15 protein-coding genes and 4 tRNA genes are annotated in these 21,641 nt (G+C 59.5%); 6 read left to right on the forward strand and 13 right to left on the reverse strand.

Annotation, left to right across the window (positions count from 1 at the left end; translation table 11 throughout):
* Nucleotides 1-449: 449 nt before the first annotated feature.
* The 3 genes from HX839_RS14715 to HX839_RS14725 all read left to right on the forward strand — a co-directional run bounded on the left by HX839_RS14715 (nucleotide 450) and on the right by HX839_RS14725 (nucleotide 3,939).
* Nucleotides 450-1,580 (forward strand): carbon-nitrogen hydrolase family protein, encoded by a 1,131-nt coding sequence (locus tag HX839_RS14715; RefSeq protein ID WP_003207875.1) that lies wholly within the window; start codon nucleotides 450-452, stop codon nucleotides 1,578-1,580.
* Between the two features lie 4 nt (nucleotides 1,581-1,584).
* Nucleotides 1,585-2,619 (forward strand): AraC family transcriptional regulator, encoded by a 1,035-nt coding sequence (locus HX839_RS14720; protein WP_102605974.1) that lies wholly within the window; start codon nucleotides 1,585-1,587, stop codon nucleotides 2,617-2,619.
* Between the two features lie 300 nt (nucleotides 2,620-2,919).
* Nucleotides 2,920-3,939 (forward strand): pyruvate dehydrogenase, encoded by a 1,020-nt coding sequence (locus HX839_RS14725; RefSeq protein ID WP_102369536.1) that lies wholly within the window; start codon nucleotides 2,920-2,922, stop codon nucleotides 3,937-3,939.
* A gap of 144 nt (nucleotides 3,940-4,083) precedes the next feature.
* Here the strand turns inward: HX839_RS14725 and HX839_RS14730 are convergent, their stop codons facing one another.
* Nucleotides 4,084-4,554, reverse strand: coding sequence for a MarR family winged helix-turn-helix transcriptional regulator (locus HX839_RS14730; protein WP_003207868.1), 471 nt, complete (start codon nucleotides 4,552-4,554; stop codon nucleotides 4,084-4,086).
* A gap of 145 nt (nucleotides 4,555-4,699) precedes the next feature.
* Between HX839_RS14730 and aceE the strand changes: the two genes are divergently transcribed.
* Nucleotides 4,700-7,369 (forward strand): pyruvate dehydrogenase (acetyl-transferring), homodimeric type, encoded by a 2,670-nt coding sequence (gene aceE / locus HX839_RS14735; protein WP_177067244.1) that lies wholly within the window; start codon nucleotides 4,700-4,702, stop codon nucleotides 7,367-7,369.
* Here aceE and HX839_RS14740 read toward each other — a convergent pair whose 3' ends face one another.
* Entirely contained in the window at nucleotides 7,370-8,209 is an 840-nt protein-coding gene (locus HX839_RS14740; RefSeq protein ID WP_003207865.1) for a DUF2242 domain-containing protein, read from the reverse strand.
* A gap of 89 nt (nucleotides 8,210-8,298) precedes the next feature.
* Complete coding sequence (locus tag HX839_RS14745) at nucleotides 8,299-9,198, reverse strand: LysR family transcriptional regulator (RefSeq protein ID WP_003207864.1); 900 nt, start codon at nucleotides 9,196-9,198, stop codon at nucleotides 8,299-8,301.
* Between the two features lie 127 nt (nucleotides 9,199-9,325).
* Here HX839_RS14745 and HX839_RS14750 point away from each other — a divergent pair, with 127 nt between their 5' ends.
* Both HX839_RS14750 and nhaA read left to right on the forward strand, forming a co-directional pair.
* A complete protein-coding gene (locus HX839_RS14750; RefSeq protein WP_008431952.1) occupies nucleotides 9,326-10,504 on the forward strand; it encodes an MFS transporter in 1,179 nt (392 codons plus the stop codon).
* Between the two features lie 115 nt (nucleotides 10,505-10,619).
* The gene (nhaA, locus tag HX839_RS14755) at nucleotides 10,620-11,954 is read left to right on the forward strand and encodes a Na+/H+ antiporter NhaA (RefSeq protein WP_087693206.1); all 1,335 of its coding nucleotides are present in this window, start codon (nucleotides 10,620-10,622) and stop codon (nucleotides 11,952-11,954) included.
* 89 nt (nucleotides 11,955-12,043) lie between these two features.
* Here the strand turns inward: nhaA and HX839_RS14760 are convergent, their stop codons facing one another.
* From HX839_RS14760 to HX839_RS14805, 10 genes are all read right to left on the reverse strand, one after another.
* Entirely contained in the window at nucleotides 12,044-13,918 is a 1,875-nt protein-coding gene (locus tag HX839_RS14760; RefSeq protein WP_177067245.1) for a SurA N-terminal domain-containing protein, read from the reverse strand.
* Between the two features lie 230 nt (nucleotides 13,919-14,148).
* Entirely contained in the window at nucleotides 14,149-14,421 is a 273-nt protein-coding gene (locus HX839_RS14765; protein WP_003174819.1) for an HU family DNA-binding protein, read from the reverse strand.
* 146 nt (nucleotides 14,422-14,567) lie between these two features.
* Entirely contained in the window at nucleotides 14,568-16,964 is a 2,397-nt protein-coding gene (lon, locus tag HX839_RS14770) for an endopeptidase La (RefSeq protein WP_003207858.1), read from the reverse strand.
* Between the two features lie 151 nt (nucleotides 16,965-17,115).
* Nucleotides 17,116-18,399, reverse strand: coding sequence for an ATP-dependent Clp protease ATP-binding subunit ClpX (clpX, locus tag HX839_RS14775; RefSeq protein ID WP_003207856.1), 1,284 nt, complete (start codon nucleotides 18,397-18,399; stop codon nucleotides 17,116-17,118).
* 112 nt (nucleotides 18,400-18,511) lie between these two features.
* Entirely contained in the window at nucleotides 18,512-19,147 is a 636-nt protein-coding gene (clpP, locus tag HX839_RS14780; RefSeq protein ID WP_003174822.1) for an ATP-dependent Clp endopeptidase proteolytic subunit ClpP, read from the reverse strand.
* A 92-nt stretch (nucleotides 19,148-19,239) separates the two neighbouring features.
* Nucleotides 19,240-20,550, reverse strand: coding sequence for a trigger factor (gene tig, locus HX839_RS14785; RefSeq protein ID WP_003207855.1), 1,311 nt, complete (start codon nucleotides 20,548-20,550; stop codon nucleotides 19,240-19,242).
* Between the two features lie 401 nt (nucleotides 20,551-20,951).
* Nucleotides 20,952-21,027 (reverse strand) — tRNA-His (locus HX839_RS14790).
* 82 nt (nucleotides 21,028-21,109) lie between these two features.
* Nucleotides 21,110-21,194: transfer RNA gene (locus HX839_RS14795), tRNA-Leu, on the reverse strand.
* A gap of 56 nt (nucleotides 21,195-21,250) precedes the next feature.
* Nucleotides 21,251-21,326, reverse strand: a tRNA-His gene (locus HX839_RS14800).
* Between the two features lie 32 nt (nucleotides 21,327-21,358).
* A tRNA-Arg gene (locus HX839_RS14805) sits at nucleotides 21,359-21,435 on the reverse strand.
* Nucleotides 21,436-21,641: the final 206 nt, after the last annotated feature.

The following is a 21,641-nucleotide window of genomic DNA, read 5'->3' on the forward strand; positions in this document are numbered from 1 at the left end:
ACATTGATGGGTGCGAAGAGGAAGTTCATGGACTCTTACGCACACATCTTTACTTGTACATACAAGCATATGCAAGGTTGTTGCCAACTCGACGCGTCGTTGTACAGAGAGGCCTGTAAGGCGCTGAAACACTTGAGTTGCGCGGCCAGCCCTCCGCGAACCCATCGCGCGAATCAACCTTGGCGAGGAACTTGCGCACGGTATTGAGGCACAAAGTAACAATCTGCCAGAAGCTGGTGCGCGCACGAGTAACATCCCACGGCATTGACCAGCGCGCGTGCACCTGTGGTCACAACCCGCTACTGTCGACCCTGGAAAGATCCGGCCCGCGGCGAAAACACGCACTCAAGGCTTTTGAGATTTTCGTGCCAAACCACGGTTTTTCGTACCCAGCCCAGAAATTTGAGAGAAAATGCAAACCCAGCACACGGTCCGTTGTCATTTGCCCCATGCGTAAACTTCTTGGCTTCACCCTCATCATGGCCCTGGTCGCCGCCGTTTCCGCCTATCTGGTCTGGACCCAGGAGCGCCCCGTGGGCCATTACCTGTCCGACCTGCGGATCAACCTGGCCGTCGACCAGGGCGTGCCCGCCGACCGCGGCAACCTGCTGGGCATCCAGCCGGAACTGTTCCCCGCCGACTACCAGAGCCTGGAACGCCTGCACCTCAAGCTGGCGGCCTATCTGCAAAACGCCCGTGACCAAGGCCTGATCAACGACAAGACCATCGTGGTACTGCCGGAACATATCGGCACCTGGCTGATGGTCAGCGGCGAAAAGAACGAGCTGTACCAGGCCACCAACCTCAAGGAAGCGATGAACTGGTTGTCGGCAAGCAACCCGCTGCTGTTCCTGCGGGCCTTGATCAGCGCCAAGGGTGACGACCGCATCGACGACGCCTACCTGCGTATGAAGGCCCCGGCCATGGCCCGCGACTATCAAGTGCTGTTCGGTGGCCTGGCCAAGGAATTCGGCGTGACCCTGGTGGCCGGCTCCATTGCCCTGCCCAACCCGAGCGTCAGCCAGGGCCAGCTGCAGATCGGCCATGGCGCGCTGTACAACACCAGTGTGGTCTTCGACCGCGATGGCTTGCCGCTGGGCCAGCCGCAACGCCAGCTGTATCCGATTTTTGACGAGCGCGGCTTTATTGAGCCGGGCGATGAAAACAGCGTCAGCGTGGTCGATACCCCGGCCGGGCGCCTGGGCATCCTGATCGGCAGCGACAGCTGGTACCCGGACAACTACCGCAAGCTCAACGAGCAAGGCGCCCAGTTGGTGGCGGTGCCGGCCTTCGTGATTGGCCGCGAGACCTGGGACAAGCCGTGGCGCGGCTTCAAAAGCGTGTCGACGCCAGCCGAGATCAGCCTCAAGCCCGAAGAGCTCAGCGAAGGCGAAGCCTGGCACCGCCTGACCCTGATCAGCCAGCAACCCATCAGCCAGGCCACCGCCGGCATGAGCGTGTTCCTGCGCGGGCAGTTCTTTGACATGGGCAGCGCCGGGCAAAGCTTCCTCAGCAGCAACGGCCAGGTGTTCGCCGACGGCAATGCCCGTGGCGCGCGCCTGCTGAACGTGTGGCTGTAACTCAATGAAGCCGGTGCGGCTTGGGGATTTGTCGGTGGGCTTCGTCCACACCTTGGCCGATGCGATCCACAGCCATGGCCTGGACCCGCAACCGTTGCTGCTGCAATACGGCCTTGACCCGGCACGCCTGGCCGAGGCGGGTGCACGCTTGTCGATCCCGCGCTATATGCGCCTGGGCTTTGCGGCCATCCAGTTGACCGGCGACGCCAGCCTGGGCCTGCGCATGGGCCAGCTCAGCCGCCTGAGCCAGGCCGGGCTCGCCGGGGTCACCGCCGCCCAGGCGCCCACCGTGCGCGAAGCCGCCCGTACCCTGACGCGCTTCGAAGCCTTGTACGGCTCCAACTATCGCGGCCAGTCGAGCTTTCACGAGGATGCGGACGGTGCGTGGCTGCGCTTCTACTCCATCAGCCCGTACAACGCCTATAACCGCTTTGTGGTGGACTCGATCATCGCCGGCTGGCTGCATCAGTTGTCGAGCCTGAGTGCGCAACCGGTGCAGGCGCAGCGGATCGAAATCGAGTTCCAGGCCCCCGACTACAGCGAGCGCTACAGCGTGCTTGGGGACTGCCCGATCCAGTTTGGCGCCGAGCACAATCAGTTGCGCCTTAGCCAGCAAACCCTGGCCCTGCGCAACCCGGAACACTGCCCGAGTACCTGGCAATTACTGGTGCAGTTGTGCGAACGGGAACTGGAGCAGTTGACGCGCACCCGCAGCCTGCGCGAGCGCATTACCCGCTTGCTCGGGCCGATGCTCAATGGTGGCCGGGAACCCGACCTGGAAGAAGTGGCGTCACGCTTGAAACTGCCGACCTGGACCCTGCGGCGCAAGCTGGCGGAAGAAGGGACTCAGTTCCGGGCGATTCTCAACGACACTCGCCGCGACCTGGCCATGACCTACATTCGCGATACCGAACTGGCGTTCGGTGAAATTGCCTATTTGCTCGGTTTTGCTTCAGCGGAAGCCTTTCAACGGGCGTTCAAGCGCTGGAACAGCCAGACCCCAGGGGAATTTCGCCGCAGTCAGCGGCATTCCGCCTGACGTCTGTCTTACAGCTCGGTGGCATCATCGGCCGGATCCAGCGGATCCAGTTCAAAGGCGTGGTACTCGAGCAATTCTTCCTGGTAATCGTCCATGGTTGACTCCTTGTTTTATGAAAAGGGGTTGCTTAGTGACCTGCACAACCAGCCTAAAGTGCCGTCATGACGAAAAAATGTCCGTGGCATGACGTTCCTGCACTTCAGGATTAAACGTAGCAGGATTGCCTTGATTTAGCCGGATGAATTTTAGATGCAACTGCAATCATTGCAATTGCAATCGTAAGCCGAATTCCTTTAGGGTATGGGCACCCGTTGCCAAGCGACCCTGCTCATGACTGCCAGCACCGAACGCTCTGCCCTGATCTGCATCGACGCCCTGAATGCAACGCAGCAGCCCCGCTGCTCGCCCCTGTATAGCGTGATGACCATGGCCAACACCCTGGAGTCCAGCCGGCAGGCGTGGGTGATTCGCGGCCAGTCGCGCTCACGCCGAGTGGTGAGCTGGCCCACCTGGTTCGCGCGCAATACCGGGGAAAAACCCATGCTGTACCTGCACACGGCCGCGTCATCGGCGCAGTTGCGTGCGCTGTCCGGCGAGACCCGTCAGCGGGGCATCCTGTGCAACGACAATGCAACCCAGCCCTCCCCTTCACTGCCCTTATGGCTGGCCAGCAATCCTCACTGCACACCTTATGACCCGGCCTCCGGCGAGGAAGCCCGGGCGATTGTGCTGGCGGGTTTGCAGGCGCTGTATGTCGACGGCGAGCCGGGGTTCTACTACCTGGCACTGCACGATCAACACGAAGGGCCAGGGCTGAGCCCGCAGGATAGTGAGCATGCGCTCAGGGGCATGTACCGGGTCTGGCGCTCATACACCAGTGAATTGAGGGTGCGGTTGCTGGGTGCGGGTCGAGCGTTTGAAGAAGTCGTGCACGCCGCGCAGTTGCTCGAGACGGATTGGAACGTCGAGGCGCAACTGTGGAGTTGCCCCAGCTATACACGGCTGGCCCGCGAAGCGGATGCAGCGCAACGCTGGAACCGCCTGCACCCGTTGGCACCGAAGCGCAGTTGTCATCTAAGGGATTGCCTGGCTGGGGATGGCGCGCCGGTGGTCGCAGTCACCGGGTATCCGCAGCCTATCGTCGATCAATTGGCGGGGCATGTGGATGCGCGTTTTGTAGCATTGGGTGCGGGCTCCGTGGAAACGTCAGCACCCAGTCGATATTGGGTAGCGGTGCTGGCATTGAAGGCGTTGGCGGATGACGGCTGGATCGAAGCAGAACAGGTGGAGAACGCCCTGAATCGATATCACCTGAAATGACGATCTGCAATCCATCGCAGATCAAATGTGGGAGCGGGCTTGCTCGCGAAGACGGTGTACCTGTTGATATTACTGTTGCTGACACACCGCTTTCGCGAGCAAGCCCGCTCCCACACGGAATCCGCGTCGCCTGGAGTCTTTGCTTCAGGTCTTACGTCGCCCGCGGGTCTGCACGCCCGCCTCCATCGCCAGCCCCGCGGTACGTTCCAATGCCTCGGCAAAAACCCGGCGTTGCTCGCTGTCGAGCTGCGACAAAAACAATTCATCCACGCTGCTTTCGTAGATTTTCCACATCTTTTTACGCAATACCCGGCCCGCGTCGGTGATCGAGACAAAGGCAGCACGCCCGTCACCGTCGGAGCGCGAACGCACCACCAGGCCGTCCTTTTCCAGGCGGTCGACCAGGCGCGTCAGGTTGTAGCGTTCGATGGCCAGCACATCGGCCAATTCGTGCATGCGCCGGGTGCCATCGGGGCCACTTTCCAGGCCCCACAAAGCGTCGTACCAGGCATACGGCGGCAGACCGGCATCGGCCAGGCGCCGTTCGATTTCACGGATGACCGTCCTGTGGGCCCGAACAAAACGGAACCAGACATCAGGCTCTTTCGACGACATGCAACACCATCCGGGGAATTTCAAGAAGGTTGCAATAGTAGCTCATCCCGCGCTAGATTCAGCCATGTAGTTGCAATTGCAACTACATTCGCAAAGCTCCCACAAGGAGCCCACACGCTGAAACCCGTCCACCCTGGAGCCTGACATGACCCCGAACACTGCAGTACGCCTCGACGACGATCCACAGGAAACCCGCGAATGGCTGGAGTCCATCGAATCGGTGCTGTCCACCGAAGGCCGCCCGCGCGCGCATTACCTGATTGATCAGTTGCTGGATTTCGACGTGGCGCGGCATGGCGACTTCTACGGGCGGGTGACCACCCCGTACGTCAACACCATCCCGGTAGACCGCCAGTTGCCCTACCCCGGCAACCTGGCCACCGAGCGCCGGCTGAATGCGTTTATTCGCTGGAACGCCATGGCCATGGTGCTGCGCGCGGGCAAACATTCCGGCGTGGGCGGGCATATCGCAACCTATGCGTCGGCTGCGGTGCTGTATGACGTAGGCTTCGACCATTTCTTCCGTGGCCGAACTGAAAGCTTCGATGGCGACCTGGTGTACATCCAGGGCCACTCCGCGCCGGGCATTTACGGGCGGGCGTACCTCGAAGGCCGGATCAGCGAAGCCCAGCTGGACAACTTCCGCCGGGAAGCCGGTGGCGACGGTTTGTCATCCTATCCGCACCCTCGCCTGATGCCGGACTTCTGGCAGTTTCCTACGGTTTCCATGGGCCTCGGACCGATTACCGCCGCGTATCAGGCGCGCTTCATGCGCTACCTGGAGTTCCGCGACCTCAAGCAGCACCAGGGCCGCAAGGTGTGGGCGTTCCTCGGTGATGGCGAGATGGATCAGCCGGAATCCCTGGCGGCCATTTCCCTGGCCGGGCGCGAGAAACTCGACAACCTGATCTTCGTGGTCAACTGCAACCTGCAACGCCTCGATGGCCCGGTTCGCGGCAATGCCAAGGTGATCCAGGAATTCGAAAGCCTGTACCGCGCCGCCGGCTGGAACGTGATCAAGGTAATCTGGGGCGGCGGTTGGGATGCGCTGCTGGAAAAGGATAAAAGCGGCTTGCTGCGCCAGCGCATGATGGAGTGCGTGGACGGCGACTATCAAAACTACAAATCACAAAACGGCGCCTACGTGCGGGAACACTTCTTCGGCAAATACCCGGAGTTGCTGGCGCTGGTGGCAGACATGTCCGACGACGACATCTGGAAACTCTCACGGGGCGGCCATGACCCGGACAAGGTCTACAACGCCTATGCCGCCGCCGTGCGTCACAGCGGCCAGCCGACGGTGATCCTGGCGAAAACCGTCAAGGGCTTCGGCATGGGCGAGGCCGGCGAAGGCCAGAACATCAACCACCAGCTGAAAAAGATGGGCGCTGAAGCCGTCAAAGCCTTCCGCGATCGCTTCGGGCTGGAAGTGGCCGACGACCAACTGGCTGAAATCCCGTATCTCAAACCGGCCGCCGACAGCGAAGAGGCCCGCTATTTCGCCGCCCGCCGCCAGTCACTGGGTGGCTACGTGCCGGCTCGCCATAGCGCGGTCGAGTCGCTGAAGATCCCGGAACTGGATGCCTTCGCCACCCAGCTCAAGGACACCGGCGAGCGCGCGATCTCCACCACCATGGCCTTTGTGCGCATCCTCGGCACCCTGCTCAAGGACCCGAACCTGGGCAAACTGATCGTGCCCATCGTGCCGGACGAGTCCCGCACCTTTGGCATGGAAAGCCTGTTCCGCCAGATCGGCATTCACTCCGCTGTCGGCCAGCTCTACACCCCACAGGATGCGGGCCAGCTGTCCTACTACAAAGAGAGCAAGGACGGACAGATCATGCAGGAAGGCCTGAATGAATCCGGCGCCATTTCCTCGTGGATCGCAGCGAGTACGTCCTACGCCAACCACGGCTTGATGACCGTGCCGTTCTACATTTTCTATTCGATGTTCGGCTTCCAGCGGGTTGGCGACCTGGCCTGGGCCGCGGGCGATGCACGGGCGCGGGGCTTCCTGCTGGGGGCGACGGCCGGGCGCACCACGCTGATGGGCGAAGGCCTGCAGCATGACGATGGCCACAGCCATGTGCTGTCGTCGGTGATCCCGTGCTGCATTTCCTACGATCCGACGTTTGCCTTCGAGCTGGCGGTGATCATTCGCGAAGGCATGCGCCGGATGTACGTCGAGCAAGAGGACATCTACTACTACATCACCCTGCTCAACGAAAACTACCCGCACCCGGCGATGCCCGAAGGCGTCGAGGACGGGATTCTCAAGGGCATGTATCGGTTGAAGGCGGCTGAAGACACCAAGCAACCACGGGTACAGCTGATGGGCAGCGGTTCGATCCTGCGGGAAGTCATCGCCGCCGCGGACCTGCTGCGCGATGATTTTGCCGTGGCCAGCGATGTGTGGAGTGTCACCAGCCTGACCGAGCTGCGCCGGGAAGGTCATGCCGTGGAGCGCTGGAACCTGCTGCATCCTGAAAGCGAACCGCGTACCAGCTATGTCGAGCAGTGCCTTGAGGGCCAGCCTGGGCCCGTGGTGGTCGCCACCGACTACATGAAAATCTTTGCCGATCAGATTCGCCCGTTTGTACCGGGCCGGCGCTTTGTGGCGCTGGGCACCGATGGCTTCGGGCAATCGGATACCCGCGAAACCTTGCGCCAGTTCTTCGAGGTGGACCGGTATTTCATTGCCCTGGCGGCCTTGAAGGCGCTGGCGGATGACGGCCTGATCAGCCGCGCCAGGGTGGCGGAGGCGATCAGCCGCTACGGGATCAACGTAGACAAGGCCAACCCCGTAGCGGTGTAGTTACTGCGCAGGCGTCGGCAGAGGCGGAATCGCTTCGGTCGGCGCCGGCAGCGCAGGAGTGGTGGCCTCTGGCGCAGGTGCCGGGGCTTCCTTTGGTGCAATCGGCGCAGGTTCCGCCGGTGGTACCACCGGCTCCGATGCCGCTGGCACTACCGCCGGCGTCACTGGGGCTGCCGGTGTGGCCGGCGCTTCTTTTGGCACTTCTTTCGGCGCTTCAACCTTATCGGCCTTATCGGCCGCCGGAGCTGCCTTAGGTTCCGGGATGCCCAGGTCAGCCTTGGGCTTCTCTGGAATATGCGCTGCCTTTTTCACTTCCTGGGGCAGGAAAACGTCCACCAGGGCGAAATAACGCTCATAAAACTTCGGCGCAGACACCGTCTCGCTGGCCACCTTGACCATGGAGTCGTCGGTGGAGCCAATCGGCATCGACACCGAACCCAACACACCCACACCGAGGCTGGCGGAGTTGTTGACCTTCTTCAAGGCGTAGCGATCCTGCAAGGCGTTGGCGAACATCGTCGAGTGATGATTGCCGCTGCCATCGTCGGCACACACCACGTTGAAGCTGATCTGCAGGTGAGTTTCGCCGGTCTGCTGGAAGCTCTTGTTACCCGCCACCAGCTTTGGATCGCTGCTGGTGATGATGTAACCCTGGCTCAACAGCGCACGCCGCGCCGCTTCGCAGGCCGCCGTGTCACTGACCGGGTAATCACGGGAAAACGTGCCGGAGTCGTCGAAGTTCTCATGTTCATAAATAGCGGTCTTGGGTGACGAGCAGCCCGCAGCGCCCGCCAGCACCAGCGCCAACCCGAGGCTACGCAAGTGAAATGATGTCGACATCGAAAATCCTGAGGAAAACAGTCAGGGCGGTATTGTGCAACAGAACGTGGCCTCGGCGCGCGAATTCCTGTCGGTAAAACGTCACAGCCTTACGGGACGGTGTCCGCAGGAAAAAGCCGCTCGCCCATATGGTCGATAAACACGCGCAATTTCGCCGAGGCATGGCGACTTGATGGCCAGAGCATCCAGAAGCTGCCGCTGTGCTCCAGGTAATAGTCCAGCACCCGTTGCAGCCGGCCCTGCTCCACCGATTCGCGGACCATGAAGTCTGGCAGGCAGGCAATCCCCAGGCCTTCATGGGCCACGTGCATCAGTGATTCGATGGTGGTGGAGACCAGCGGCGCACGCAGGGTCGGCTCCGGCAGGCCCGGCTCCGGGCGCAGTGGCCAGGTTTCCAGTTTGCCGGTGGCGCAGAATTTGTGGCGCAGGCAGGCGTGGTCGCTCAAATCCCGGGGCTGGCGCGGCGTACCGTGCAGGCGCAGGTACTCCGGGGACGCCACCAGCACCAGGCGGTAATACCCGAGGTGGCGCGCCATCAAGCGTGAGTCCTCGGGTTTGCCGGTGCGGATCACCGCGTCGAAACCCTCCTCGATCACATCCACCATGCGGTCGGAGAAGTCCACGTCCAGCTCGATCTCGGGATAGGCGCGCATGAAATCCGTCAGTACCGGCATCAACAAGCCGCGCACTTGCGGCAGGCTGACGCGCAACTTGCCTCTGGGGGTGGCGGATGCCTGGCTAAGTTCCTGTTCTGCGGCTTCGACTTCCGCCAGGATGCGCCGGGAGCGTTCGAGAAACAGCGCGCCCTCGCTGGTCAACGTGATACTGCGGGTGCTGCGATGGAACAGCCGCACCCCCAGGCGCTCTTCGATGCGCGCGATGCTTTTGCCAATCGCCGAGGACGACACCCCCAGCATGCGCCCGGCCTCGGTAAAGCTGCGGGTTTCGGCCACCTGCACAAACACTGAAATACTGCCCAGGCTGTCCATCGTCTCGCTCCCGAGGATTGCGGACATTGGCGTCCGATAAGTTCGGAACCTTAGCCTGTTTTTCTCCACCGTGCAGCACCCTACTCTGGCTCCCTGCCCTTTCGTCTGAAAACCGGAGCCAAAAAACATGAGCGACAGCGCCCTATCTTCCACGACCCCCACGGTGAGCCGTGAACGACTGCCTCTGGGCGGCCTGTTGGCATTGGCTACCGCCGGCTTCATCACCATCCTCACCGAAGCCATGCCGGCGGGCTTGCTCCCGCAAATGGGCGCCGGCCTCGGGGTGTCCGAAGCGTTGGTGGGCCAGTTGGTGACCCTGTACGCCCTGGGCTCGCTGTTGGCCGCGATTCCCCTGACCATCGCCACCCGGGGCTGGCGCCGGCGGCCATTGCTGATGATTGCCATCGGCGGGTTTGCCTTGGTCAACAGTGTGACGGCGTTTTCCAGCGATTACCTGCTGACCCTGGTGGCCAGGTTCTTCGCCGGGGTGTTCGCGGGATTGCTCTGGGCGCTGCTGGCCGGTTATGCCAGCCGCATGGTTGCGCCGCACCTGCAAGGCAGGGCCATTGCCGTGGCCATGCTCGGCGCGCCATTGGCGCTGTCACTGGGTGTACCGGCCGGGACATTCCTGGGCACCACGGTTGGCTGGCGCCTGAGCTTCGCGATCATGTCCGGCCTGACGGTTGTGCTGCTGGCCTGGGTGCGCTGGCAGGTCCCGGACTTTGCCGGGCAACAGGCGGAAAAACGCCTGGGGCTGCGCCAGGTGCTGGCACTGCCAGGGATTCGTCCGGTGCTGTTTGTGACTTTCACCTACGTACTGGCTCATAACATTCTCTACACCTATATCGCGCCGTTCCTGGTACCTGCCGGGATTGCAGCGGACATCGACCAGGTGCTGCTGGTGTTTGGCCTGGCGGCGCTGCTGGGTATCTGGATCGTCGGCGCGCTGATTGATCAGCGGCTGCGCGCCTTATTGGTAATCAGCTGCGCAATGTTCGCGCTGTCGGCCCTGGCGCTGGCGTTCTGGATCACCTCGGCGACGGTGATCTACACCACGGTGGCGTTATGGGGGCTGGCGTTTGGCGGTTTGCCGGCATTGCTGCAAACGGCGCTGGCCAAGTCGGCCGGGGATTCAGCCGATGCCGCACAGTCGATGCTGGTGACGGTGTGGAACCTGGGCATCGCCGGTGGCGGACTACTCGGCGGCATGTTGTTGCAAGGGTGGGGAGTGACATCGTTTCCATGGGCGGTCGCCGCGTTGGTCGTACTGGCACTGATCGCGACGCTGCGTTTAACCGATGTTTAAACGAAACGTGACGTGATGTTTCTTAACTCTTATGATCGCACCGGGTGCGCTGCTGCATACGGCACAGCGCAGGTTAAAGGATAAGCATTGGTCGGGCCGCCAATGGAGACTTGTCGTGCCTGATAAACACCCTGCTATTCCGCGCCCCCAGGTTTTGGTCGAAGGCGCCCTGTCCGCATTGGAGCGGTTTTCAAGGATCGAAGCAGTCAGCGGTATCGTGTTGCTGCTGGCAGCGATCGTCGCGCTGGTCTGGGCCAACAGCCCCGTCGCAGATTCCTACGAACACTTCTGGAACACCCCACTCACTATCGGACTGGGAGACTTCACGGTCTCGCGCTCGTTGCACTTCCTGGTGAACGATGGGCTGATGACCATCTTCTTCCTGGTGGTGGGCGCCGAGATTCGCCAGGAGATCAGGGACGGCGCACTCGCCAACCTGAAACTGGCCACCCTGCCCCTCGGCGCGGCACTGGGTGGCGTGCTGATGCCGGCGCTGATTTACACCCTGCTCAACCATGGCACGGTCGCGGCCAGTGGCTGGGCAGTGCCCACTGCCACCGACATTGCATTTGCCGTGGGTGTGCTGGCGCTGCTGGGCAAATCGATTCCGGCTGGCGTGCGCATCCTGTTGCTGGCTTTGGCGATCATTGATGACATCGTCGCCATCCTGATCATCGCGATTTTCTATACCGCCAGCCTGGACTACATGGGCCTGGTGATCGCGGCCTGCGGGCTGGCGCTGGTGCTGGTTTTTCAGCGGATGGGAATTGGCAAAGCGGTGGTGTACCTGTTGCCAGGGGCGATTGTCTGGTTTGGCCTGCTCAAGACCGGCGTCCATCCGACGCTCGCGGGCGTAATGCTTGGCCTGATAACGCCCGTGACTTCCAGACCGACTCGGGAACGCCCTCTGGACACCATCGGGCGCACGTTCAACGAGCTGATGGAGCGGCTTTCACAATCGGCTGAAAGTGCCCATCAAGTCGCCAAACCGTTGAAGCAATTGAGACAGGCCCAGCGGGAAATGCTGCCGCCGGTGCAACGTATTCAAGCGGGCTTGCACCCCTGGGTGGCCTTTGGCGTCATGCCACTGTTTGCCCTGGCCAACGCCGGAGTGAGCCTGCAAGGGTTCAACCTGGACGATCCACTGCCCCACGGCGTGTTCATGGGGGTCATCCTGGCCCTGGTGCTCGGCAAGCCACTCGGTGTGATGCTGGCGAGCGTGGTGCTGGTCAAACTGAACATCTGCCAACTGCCGGAGGGCGTGACCTGGAACGGCGTCGCCCTGGTGGGCCTGCTGGCGGGAATTGGTTTCACCATGTCGATTTTCATCTCGTCGCTGGCCTTCTCCGATCCGACGCTGCTGTCGGCTGCCAAGCTGAGTGTGCTGAGCGCTTCGACCCTGGCGGCTGTGATTGGCCTGAGTTGGGGCAAGCTCAAGTTTGCGCGTTGAATCAAGACTGGTTGAGTCAGCTGATTAGTGGATAAAAAAAGACCCCGGCCTCTTCAGGCCGGGGTCTTTTTATTCAGGCTGTTACGAGATCAGAACTTCTTGATCTCAGCCTTGGTTTCCAACTGCTTGCGATAGGCGGCGAAGTCTTGCTGGCCGACACGGGACGCGAGGAAGCGGCGGTACTGAGCCTTCTCGTCATCGGTCGGTGCAGCGGCTTCATTGACCGCGTTCAAGCGCACGATCACCAGGCTACCGTCTGGCAGTGTCACGCTGGTGAAGGTCGGCTTGTCCTTGGCCGCAGGCTTTGGCATGCGGAACAGGGCTTGCAGCACGGCTGGCTCGACGCCTTCCTGGCCACGGGTGGCCGCTTCGGTGACTTTCCAGGCCTGGCCATCCACCGGCTGGTTCAGCGGGGTCTTGCCATCACGCAGGTTGGCAATCAGCTCGTCCGCGTGAGTCTTCGCCGCAGCGCTCGCGCGCTCCTTGGTCAACTGGGCACGGATGGCGGTGGCAACGCTTTCCAGCGGCAGCTGGGTAGGCTTCAGGTGCTCTTTGGCACGCAGCACCACGATGGTTTCCGGGTCCAGCTCGATGGCGGTGCTGTTGGCACCTTCATCCAGTACTTCAGGGCTGAATGCAGCGGTCACCACGGCACGGTTGGCAGCAATGCCTTCGCCACCTTCACGGCCAAACGGCGCGGAGGTGTGCACGGTCAGCTTCAGGTCCGACGCCGGCTGGGCCAGGTCGGAAGCTTCGAATGCAGCGTCTTCCAGTTGCTTGGTCGCGTCGACGAAACGCTGTTCAACCTGCTGGGTCTTGAGCTCGCGGGTCAGCTTGTCTTTCAGGCTGGCGAACGATGGCACTTCTGGTGCTTCAACACCCAACAGCTTGATCAGGTGCCAGCCGAAGCTGGAACGCACCGGTGCCGAGACCTGATCCTTGTTCAGCGCATACAGCGCTGTTTCGAAGGCAGGGTCGTAGACGCCAGGGCCAGCGAAACCGAGGTCACCGCCGTTGTTCGCAGAACCCGGATCCTGGGAGAACTCCTTGGCCAGGGCTTCGAATTTCTCGCCCTTGGCCAGGCGCGCCTCGATTTCTTCGATCTTGGCCTTGGCCTGCTCGTCGGTGGTCTTGTCGTTGACTTCAATCAGGATGTGCGCCGCGCGACGCTGTTCAGCGAGGTTGGCGGTTTCTTTCTGATAGAGGGCTTGCAGCTCATCGTCCTTGACCGAGACCTGGTCGAAGAAGGAAGCCTTCTTCAGCTCCAGATAGTCGATGACAACCTGGTCCGGGGTCATGAACTCCTTGGCGTGCTGGTCGTAGTAAGCCTTGACCTCGTCGTCAGTGATCTTCACTGCTGCAGGGTCGGCCTTGACGCTGACGGTGGCGAAATCGCGGGTCTGTTTTTCCAGACGGGCGAACGCGAGCACTTCGGCATCAGTCACAAAACCGCTGCCGGCAATACCAGCACGAACCTGGCCGATCAGCATTTCCTGGCTCAGCATCTGACGGAATTGCATACGGCTGTAGCCCAGCTGACGGATCACCTGGTCGAAACGCTCAGCGTTGAACTGGCCATCCACCTGGAATTCCGGCGTCTGCAGGATCACTTGATCCAGCGCAGCTTCGGAGAAAGCGAATTTCGAATCGGCCGCGCCTTGCAGCAGCAGCTTGCGATCGATCAGGCCCTTGAGGGCGGCGTCGCGCAGCAGCTTTTCGTCCAGCAAGGAAGCATCGAAGTCCTTGCCCAGCTGTTGCATCAGCTGGCGACGTTGCATGTCGACGGCCTGGCCCAGTTCGCTTTGGGTGATTTCTTCACCGTTGACCTTGGCCACGTCCTGCTTGTTGTTGGTCGAAGCCTGAAAAATAGCCTCGATACCGGTGAACGCCATCAATGCGACGATGATCCCGATAATGGTCTTGGCAATCCAGCCTTGTGAATTGTCCCTGATATTCTGCAGCATGCGTCCCCCAGAAACGGTTGAACTTCAAAATTAGGCAACCGTGGAGCGTGGGTAGAGTCCGGATAGAAGAAAGGCGCATCCGAGGATGCGCCTTCTCGTAACTGGCGGAGCGGACGGGGGTTTGAACCCACACCCCCGGCGTGGCGACCCGATGGATACTCGGGTCAGCTGCCGCTCCGCTGCCAGGTCAGACCTGCGTCCGACCCGGATGGGTAAGGCTTGAGCGAAGCTTAGTTAACGGCTTCTTTCAGGGCTTTACCGGCTTTGAAACCTGGTTTTTTGGCAGCGGCGATTTGCAGAGCCTTGCCAGTCTGTGGGTTACGGCCAGTGCGAGCTGGACGATCGGTCACAGAGAAAGTACCGAAACCAACCAGTACCACAGAGTCGCCGGCCTTGAGAGCGCCAGTGACGGATTCGATTACTGCGTCCAGCGCACGGCCAGCAGCGGCTTTCGGGATATCAGCAGATGCAGCGATAGCATCAATCAGTTCCGACTTGTTCACTCTAAGTCCCCTTATATCTATTGAGTATGATTCTAAGTTTTTTGGTGAAAGCAAAAACCAGTGCTGAATGGCCTACAGACACTTAAGAGCCGCTTTATAACAAGGGCTCTAAAAAGCTGTCAAGGAAGCCCCCAGGCTTAAACGTATTAATGCGTGCTAATTCTTTCCTTAGAGTCAGTCTCGCGTTTTTCATCCTTTGCAACTATCTCAGGAGCCACATCCGGCAAGGGCTCCGGCGCGTATTGCAGCGCAATTTGCAGGACCTCGTCAATCCATTTAACCGGTTTAATCTGCAGATCCTGCTTGATATTGTCAGGAATCTCCTTCAAGTCGCGAACATTCTCTTCAGGAATGATCACGGTCTTGATACCACCGCGGTGTGCAGCCAGCAATTTCTCTTTGAGGCCACCAATGGCCAGTACCTGACCACGCAGGGTGATTTCCCCGGTCATGGCGACATCGGCGCGCACCGGAATGCCGGTCAGGGCTGATACCAGTGCCGTGCACATGCCTACGCCTGCGCTAGGGCCGTCTTTCGGGGTCGCCCCTTCCGGCATGTGGATGTGGGTGTCGTGCTTCTCATGGAAGTCCAGGGGGATCCCCAGGCTCTTGGCGCGGCTGCGCACCACGGTCTGCGCGGCGGTGATGGATTCAACCATCACGTCACCCAGGGAACCGGTCTTGATCAGTTGCCCTTTGCCCGGGATTACGGCGGCCTCGATGGTCAGCAATTCGCCGCCCACCTGGGTCCACGCCAGGCCAGTGACCTGGCCTACCTGGTCCTGCTGCTCAGCCAGGCCGTAGCGGAATTTGCGCACGCCCAGGAAGTGTTCCAGCAGGTCAGCGGTGACCTTCACCGAGAAGCGTTTTTCCAGCGCATGTTCCTTCACGGCCTTGCGGCAGATCTTCGCCAGTTGACGCTCAAGGCCCCGTACACCGGCCTCGCGGGTGTAGAAACGAATGATGTCGCGGATCGCGTCGGCATCAAATTCGATCTCGCCTTTTTTCAGGCCGTTGGCCGCAATCTGCTTGGGCGAGAGGTATTTGACGGCGATGTTGATCTTCTCGTCCTCGGTGTAACCCGGCAGACGAATCACCTCCATCCGGTCCAGCAAGGCTGGCGGAATATTCATCGAGTTGGAGGTGCACAGGAACATTACGTCGGACAGGTCGTAGTCGACTTCCAGGTAATGGTCGTTGAAATTGTGGTTCTGCTCGGGGTCGAGCACTTCCAGCAAAGCAGACGCCGGGTCGCCACGCATGTCGCTGCCCATCTTGTCGATTTCATCGAGCAGGAACAGCGGGTTGCGCACACCCACCTTTGTCATCTTTTGAATCAATCTTCCTGGCATCGAACCGATGTAAGTCCGGCGATGACCACGGATTTCCGCTTCATCACGCACACCGCCCAGGGCCATGCGCACGAATTTGCGGTTGGTGGCGTGGGCAATCGACTCCGCCAGCGAGGTTTTACCCACACCAGGAGGACCGACCAGGCACAACACCGGACCACGAATCTTCTTCACGCGCTTTTGCACGGCGAGGTATTCGAGAATGCGTTCCTTGACTTCTTCGAGGCCGTAGTGATCGGCGTCGAGAATATCTTCGGCGCGGGCCAGGTCCAGGCGCACCTTGGTCTGGGCCTTCCACGGCACCTGCACCAGCCAGTCGATATACGAACGAACCACGGTGGCTTCGGCCGACATCGGCGACATTTGCTTGAGCTTGTTCAGCTCGGCAGTGGCCTTGGTCAACGCGTCTTTCGGCAGGCCGGCGGCATCGATGCGCTTTTTCAGCTCCTCGATTTCGTTGTGGCCTTCCTCGCTGTCGCCCAGCTCTTTCTGAATGGCCTTCATCTGCTCATTCAGGTAGTACTCGCGCTGGCTGCGCTCCATTTGCTTTTTGACACGGCCGCGAATGCGCTTCTCAACCTGCAGCAGGTCGATTTCGGCATCCAGCAGCGCCAGGACGTGTTCGACCCGGGCCGACAAATCGATGATCTCGAGAATGTCCTGCTTCTGCTCGATTTTCAGCGCCATGTGCGCGGCCATGGTGTCGACCAGGCGGCTTGGCTCATCAATGCTGTTGAGGGAAGAGAGGACTTCTGCGGGGACTTTCTTGCCCAGTTGCACGTATTGCTCGAACTGGGACAGCAGGCTGCGAACGAACACTTCGGATTCGCGCTCAGGGGCGTCGACTTCGTCGATCAGCGCCACTTCGGCACGCAGGTGGCCGTCCACTTCCATGAAGCGCTCGACCGCACCGCGCTGCTCGCCTTCCACCAGCACCTTGACGGTGCCATCAGGCAGCTTGAGCAGTTGCAGGACAGTTGCAACGGTACCAACGCGATACAGGGCATCTTCGCCCGGATCATCGTCAGCAGGATTTCTCTGGGCCAGCAGCAGGATCTGCTTGTCGCCCGTCATCGCGGCCTCGAGGGCTTCGATAGACTTCTCGCGCCCCACGAACAGCGGGATAACCATGTGCGGATAGACGACGACATCACGCAACGGCAGGAGAGGCAATTCGATGGTTGTCTTCATGATTTCGCCTCTATGACAGATGAAAGTAAGCTTGAAACCAAGATGGGGGCTGCCTGCAAAAAAAACAAGCGTAATGGCATCAGTTAAACGCAGTAAAAACAAAGGGGCCCCTTAAGGCCCCTTTATTTTGTACAGCTCGGCGGTGCAACGCTTACGCGTCTGGCGCAGCCTTGGCAGCCGGTTCACTGTTTTCGTAGATATACAGCGGCTTGGACTTGCCTTCTATAACGCTTTCGTCGATCACCACTTTACTCACCTCGGACTGCGAGGGGATTTCGTACATGGTGTCGAGCAGTACGCCTTCGAGGATCGAGCGCAAACCACGGGCGCCGGTCTTGCGCTCCAGTGCCCGCTTGGCCACCGATTTGAGCGCGTCAGCACGGAACTCGAGGTCCACACCTTCCATCTCGAACAGCTTGGCGTATTGCTTGGTCAGGGCGTTTTTCGGCTCGGTGAGGATCTGCATCAACGCAGCCTCATCCAGCTCGTCCAGCGTCGCCAGGACCGGCAGACGACCAACGAATTCAGGGATCAGACCGAACTTGACCAAATCGTCAGGCTCGACTTCACGCAGGGATTCACCGACTTTCTTGCCTTCTTCCTTGCTGCGTACTTCTGCACTGAAGCCAATGCCGCCACGGGTGGAACGGTTTTGAATAACCTTTTCCAGGCCGGAGAACGCACCGCCACAGATGAACAGGATGTTGCGCGTATCAACCTGAAGGAATTCCTGCTGCGGGTGCTTGCGGCCGCCTTGTGGCGGTACGGAAGCAACCGTGCCTTCGATCAGTTTCAACAGCGCTTGCTGCACGCCTTCACCGGAAACGTCCCGGGTGATCGACGGGTTGTCGGATTTGCGCGAAATCTTGTCGATTTCATCGATGTAGACAATGCCCATCTGGGCCTTCTCCACGTCGTAGTCGCATTTCTGCAGCAGCTTCTGAATGATGTTCTCGACGTCTTCACCTACGTAACCGGCCTCGGTAAGAGTGGTTGCGTCGGCGATGGTGAAGGGAACGTTCAGCAGGCGAGCCAGGGTCTCTGCAAGCAGGGTTTTACCCGAGCCTGTAGGGCCGATCAGCAAGATGTTGCTTTTGCCGAGCTCGACGTCGTCACTTTTCTTGTCACGCTGGTTCAGGCGCTTGTAGTGGTTGTACACCGCTACGGCCAGAACCTTCTTTGCACGCTCTTGACCAATCACATACTGATCAAGGATGCCGCTGATTTCTTTAGGCGAAGGCAATTTATGCGCGCTGCTTTCGGCCTGGGCTTCCTGCACCTCCTCACGGATGATGTCATTGCACAGGTCGACGCACTCGTCGCAGATAAAGACCGAGGGGCCGGCAATCAACTTGCGTACTTCATGCTGGCTTTTGCCACAGAAGGAGCAATAGAGCAGCTTGCCGTTGTCCTCGCCGTTGCGGGTGTCAGTCATTCGTTCGATCCAAATCCGATAGGCTTGCAACACAAGATGAAGGCTATTGAGGGCTTTTTCAAGTCCACTGGTGGTCGGACCTGCCGACCAGCCCTATTTTGAGCTGCTTATATTAAGCGGGGCGCTTTTCGATCACTGCGTCGATCAACCCGTATTCACGAGCCGCTTCGGCGCTCATGAAATTGTCACGGTTGGTGTCGCGCTCGATCTCTTCCAGGGTATGCCCGCTATGTTTGGCCATCAGCGTGTTGAGACGCTCACGAATGAAGAGGATTTCCTTGGCATGGATTTCGATGTCCGATGCCTGGCCCTGGAAACCGCCCAGTGGCTGGTGAATCATCACGCGTGAGTTCGGCAGGCAGTAACGCTTGCCCTCAGCACCAGCGGTCAGCAGGAACGCACCCATGCTGCACGCCTGACCGATACAGGTGGTCGATACGTTCGGCTTGATGAACTGCATGGTGTCGTAGATCGACATGCCCGCTGTCACCGAACCGCCCGGGGAGTTGATGTAGAGATGGATGTCCTTGTCCGGATTTTCCGCTTCAAGGAACAGCAGCTGCGCACAGATCAGGTTGGCCATGTAGTCCTCTACCGGACCAACCAGAAAGATCACTCGCTCCTTGAGCAGGCGCGAGTAGATGTCATAGGCGCGTTCGCCACGAGCAGATTGCTCGACAACCATCGGGACCAGGCCGCCAGCGGCCTGGATATCAGAGTTCTGCTGAATATACGAATTACGGAACATGCTCTGCAGTTACTCCCAAATAGTCATGTCTTGAATACGCATAAGCCAGCGCGAGGCTGGCTTATGGGTGTATTTTCAAACGAGTTGAGCGATCAGTCGGCTTGTGCTGCTTCAGCCGGCTTGACTGCTTCTTCGTAAGAGACCGCTTTATCGGTCACCTTAGCCTTCTGCAGAACAGTATCCACAACTTGCTCTTCCAGCACAACCGAACGCACTTCGTTCAGCTGCTGGTCGTTCTTGTAGTACCAGGACACAACAGCCTCAGGCTCCTGGTAGGCCGAAGCCATTTCCTGGATCATTTCGCGAACGCGGGTTTCGTCAGGCTTGAGGTCGAATTGCTTGACCACTTCAGCCACGATCAGACCCAGTACAACGCGGCGCTTGGCCTGTTCTTCGAACAGTTCGGCCGGCAGTTGGTCAGGCTTGATGTTGCCGCCGAACTGCTGAACAGCCTGCACGCGCAGACGATCAACTTCGTTGGACAGCAGGGCCTTCGGCACTTCGATCGGGTTGGCAGCCAGCAGACCGTCCATCACCTGGTTCTTGACCTTGGATTTGATGGCCTGGCGCAGTTCACGCTCCATGTTCTTGCGAACTTCGGTGCGGAAACCTTCGATGCCGGTTTCCTTGATGCCGAACTGGTTGAAGAACTCTTCGTTCAGTTCTGGCAGCTTGGGCTCGGAAACGGTGTTGACGGTCACGGTGAACTCGGCGGTTTTGCCAGCCAGGTCCAGGTTCTGATAGTCAGCCGGGAAAGTCAGGTTCAGAACGCGCTCTTCGCCAGCTTTGGCGCCAACCAGGCCGTCTTCGAAACCAGGAATCATGCGGTTGGAACCCAGCACCAGCTGAGTACCCTTGGCGGAGCCGCCAGCGAATGCTTCGCCGTCAACCTTGCCTACGAAATCGATGTTCAGCTGGTCTTCGTTCTGGGCAGCACGATCGGCCACTTCAAAACGGGTGTTCTGCTTGCGCAGGATTTCCAGCATGTTGTCCAGGTCGGAGTCAGCAACATCAGCGCTCAGGCGCTCGATGGCGATCGAATCGAAACCGGCAACTTCGAACTCAGGGAACACTTCGAAGATTGCAACGTATTCCAGATCCTTGCCTGCTTCCAGGGACTTGGGCTCGATGGAAGGCGAGCCAGCCGGGTTCAGCTTCTGCTCGACAACGGCTTCGTAGAAGGAAGCCTGGATCACGTCACCTACAGCTTCCTGACGTGCATCAGCACCGAAGCGGCGCTTGATTTCGCTCATTGGCACTTTGCCTGGACGGAAACCAGCGATCTTGGCCTTTTGGGCAGTCTGCTGCAGACGCTTGTTGACCTGGGTCTCGATGCGCTCGGCCGGCACGGTGATGCTCATGCGGCGCTCAAGAGCAGAAGTATTTTCAACAGAAACTTGCATGGATATTCCTCGTTGCACAGACGTTAGCTGGCCGTTTCCGACCCCAGAATCAAGGGCATGCATTCTAGTGGGTCAAACTCAAGAAGTCACCCTACTGAAAACGGGTAAAAAAACAGCAGGCAATTTATAGGTGCGAATGCACGAGTGCAGCTCGCCCCGGTGGCAAATACATCCCATCATGCCAGGGCTCTGCGCCAACCCTTCTATATATAGAAGCGGTTGCCAATCATCTCCCTGACAACCGACCCTGCGGACAAGGCCGGCAGGCAGTGCGGCATCATCGCGAAACATAAATACGACGAAACGCCCTGCCCTGCAGCCCAACACCTGCGACTGCGTTGAAACTCAAACCGCTGAAACAAAAAAGGCGCCAGACTATTAATCTGGCGCCTTTCGAAATATGGGGTGGACGAAGGGGATCGAACCCTCGACAACGGGAGTCACAATCCCGTGCTCTACCAACTGAGCTACGCCCACCATATTGCGTGACCAAAAAGCCCGTCAAAAAGGCTATTTGTTGAGCTTCGCGCCGACCCGCAGGCCTTCACGAAACTTTATTTGGTGCGGATGAAGAGACTCGAACTCTTACACCTTGCGGCGCTGGAACCTAAATCCAGTGTGTCTACCAATTCCACCACATCCGCGCTTGAAGCTTTTAAAGCAAAGGCGCCAGACTATTAATCTGGCGCCTTTTTAAATATGGGGTGGACGAAGGGGATCGAACCCTCGACAACGGGAGTCACAATCCCGTGCTCTACCAACTGAGCTACGCCCACCATATTGCGCTACTTGTGCCAAAGCTGCCTAATGGCGCACCCGGCAGGACTCGAACCTGCGACCATCCGCTTAGAAGGCGGATGCTCTATCCAGCTGAGCTACGGGCGCCTTATTAATCTGTACTCTTGGAGGATTACAAACTAACCAGTGCTAGGCTGTGCCCGACAAGTGCGACGAATAGTATAGATGGACCCGAAACCCGTCAAATCCTTTTTATAAAAAATTCATTTTATTTAAGGGGTTAGGGGAATTTGCAGACCAAGCGCCTTTGCCCTCACGCCATGGCATGCGAGAATGCGCGCACTTTTCTTCCC

The organism is Pseudomonas sp. I8001 (genome assembly GCF_013385345.1).
GTDB lineage: Bacteria > Pseudomonadota > Gammaproteobacteria > Pseudomonadales > Pseudomonadaceae > Aquipseudomonas.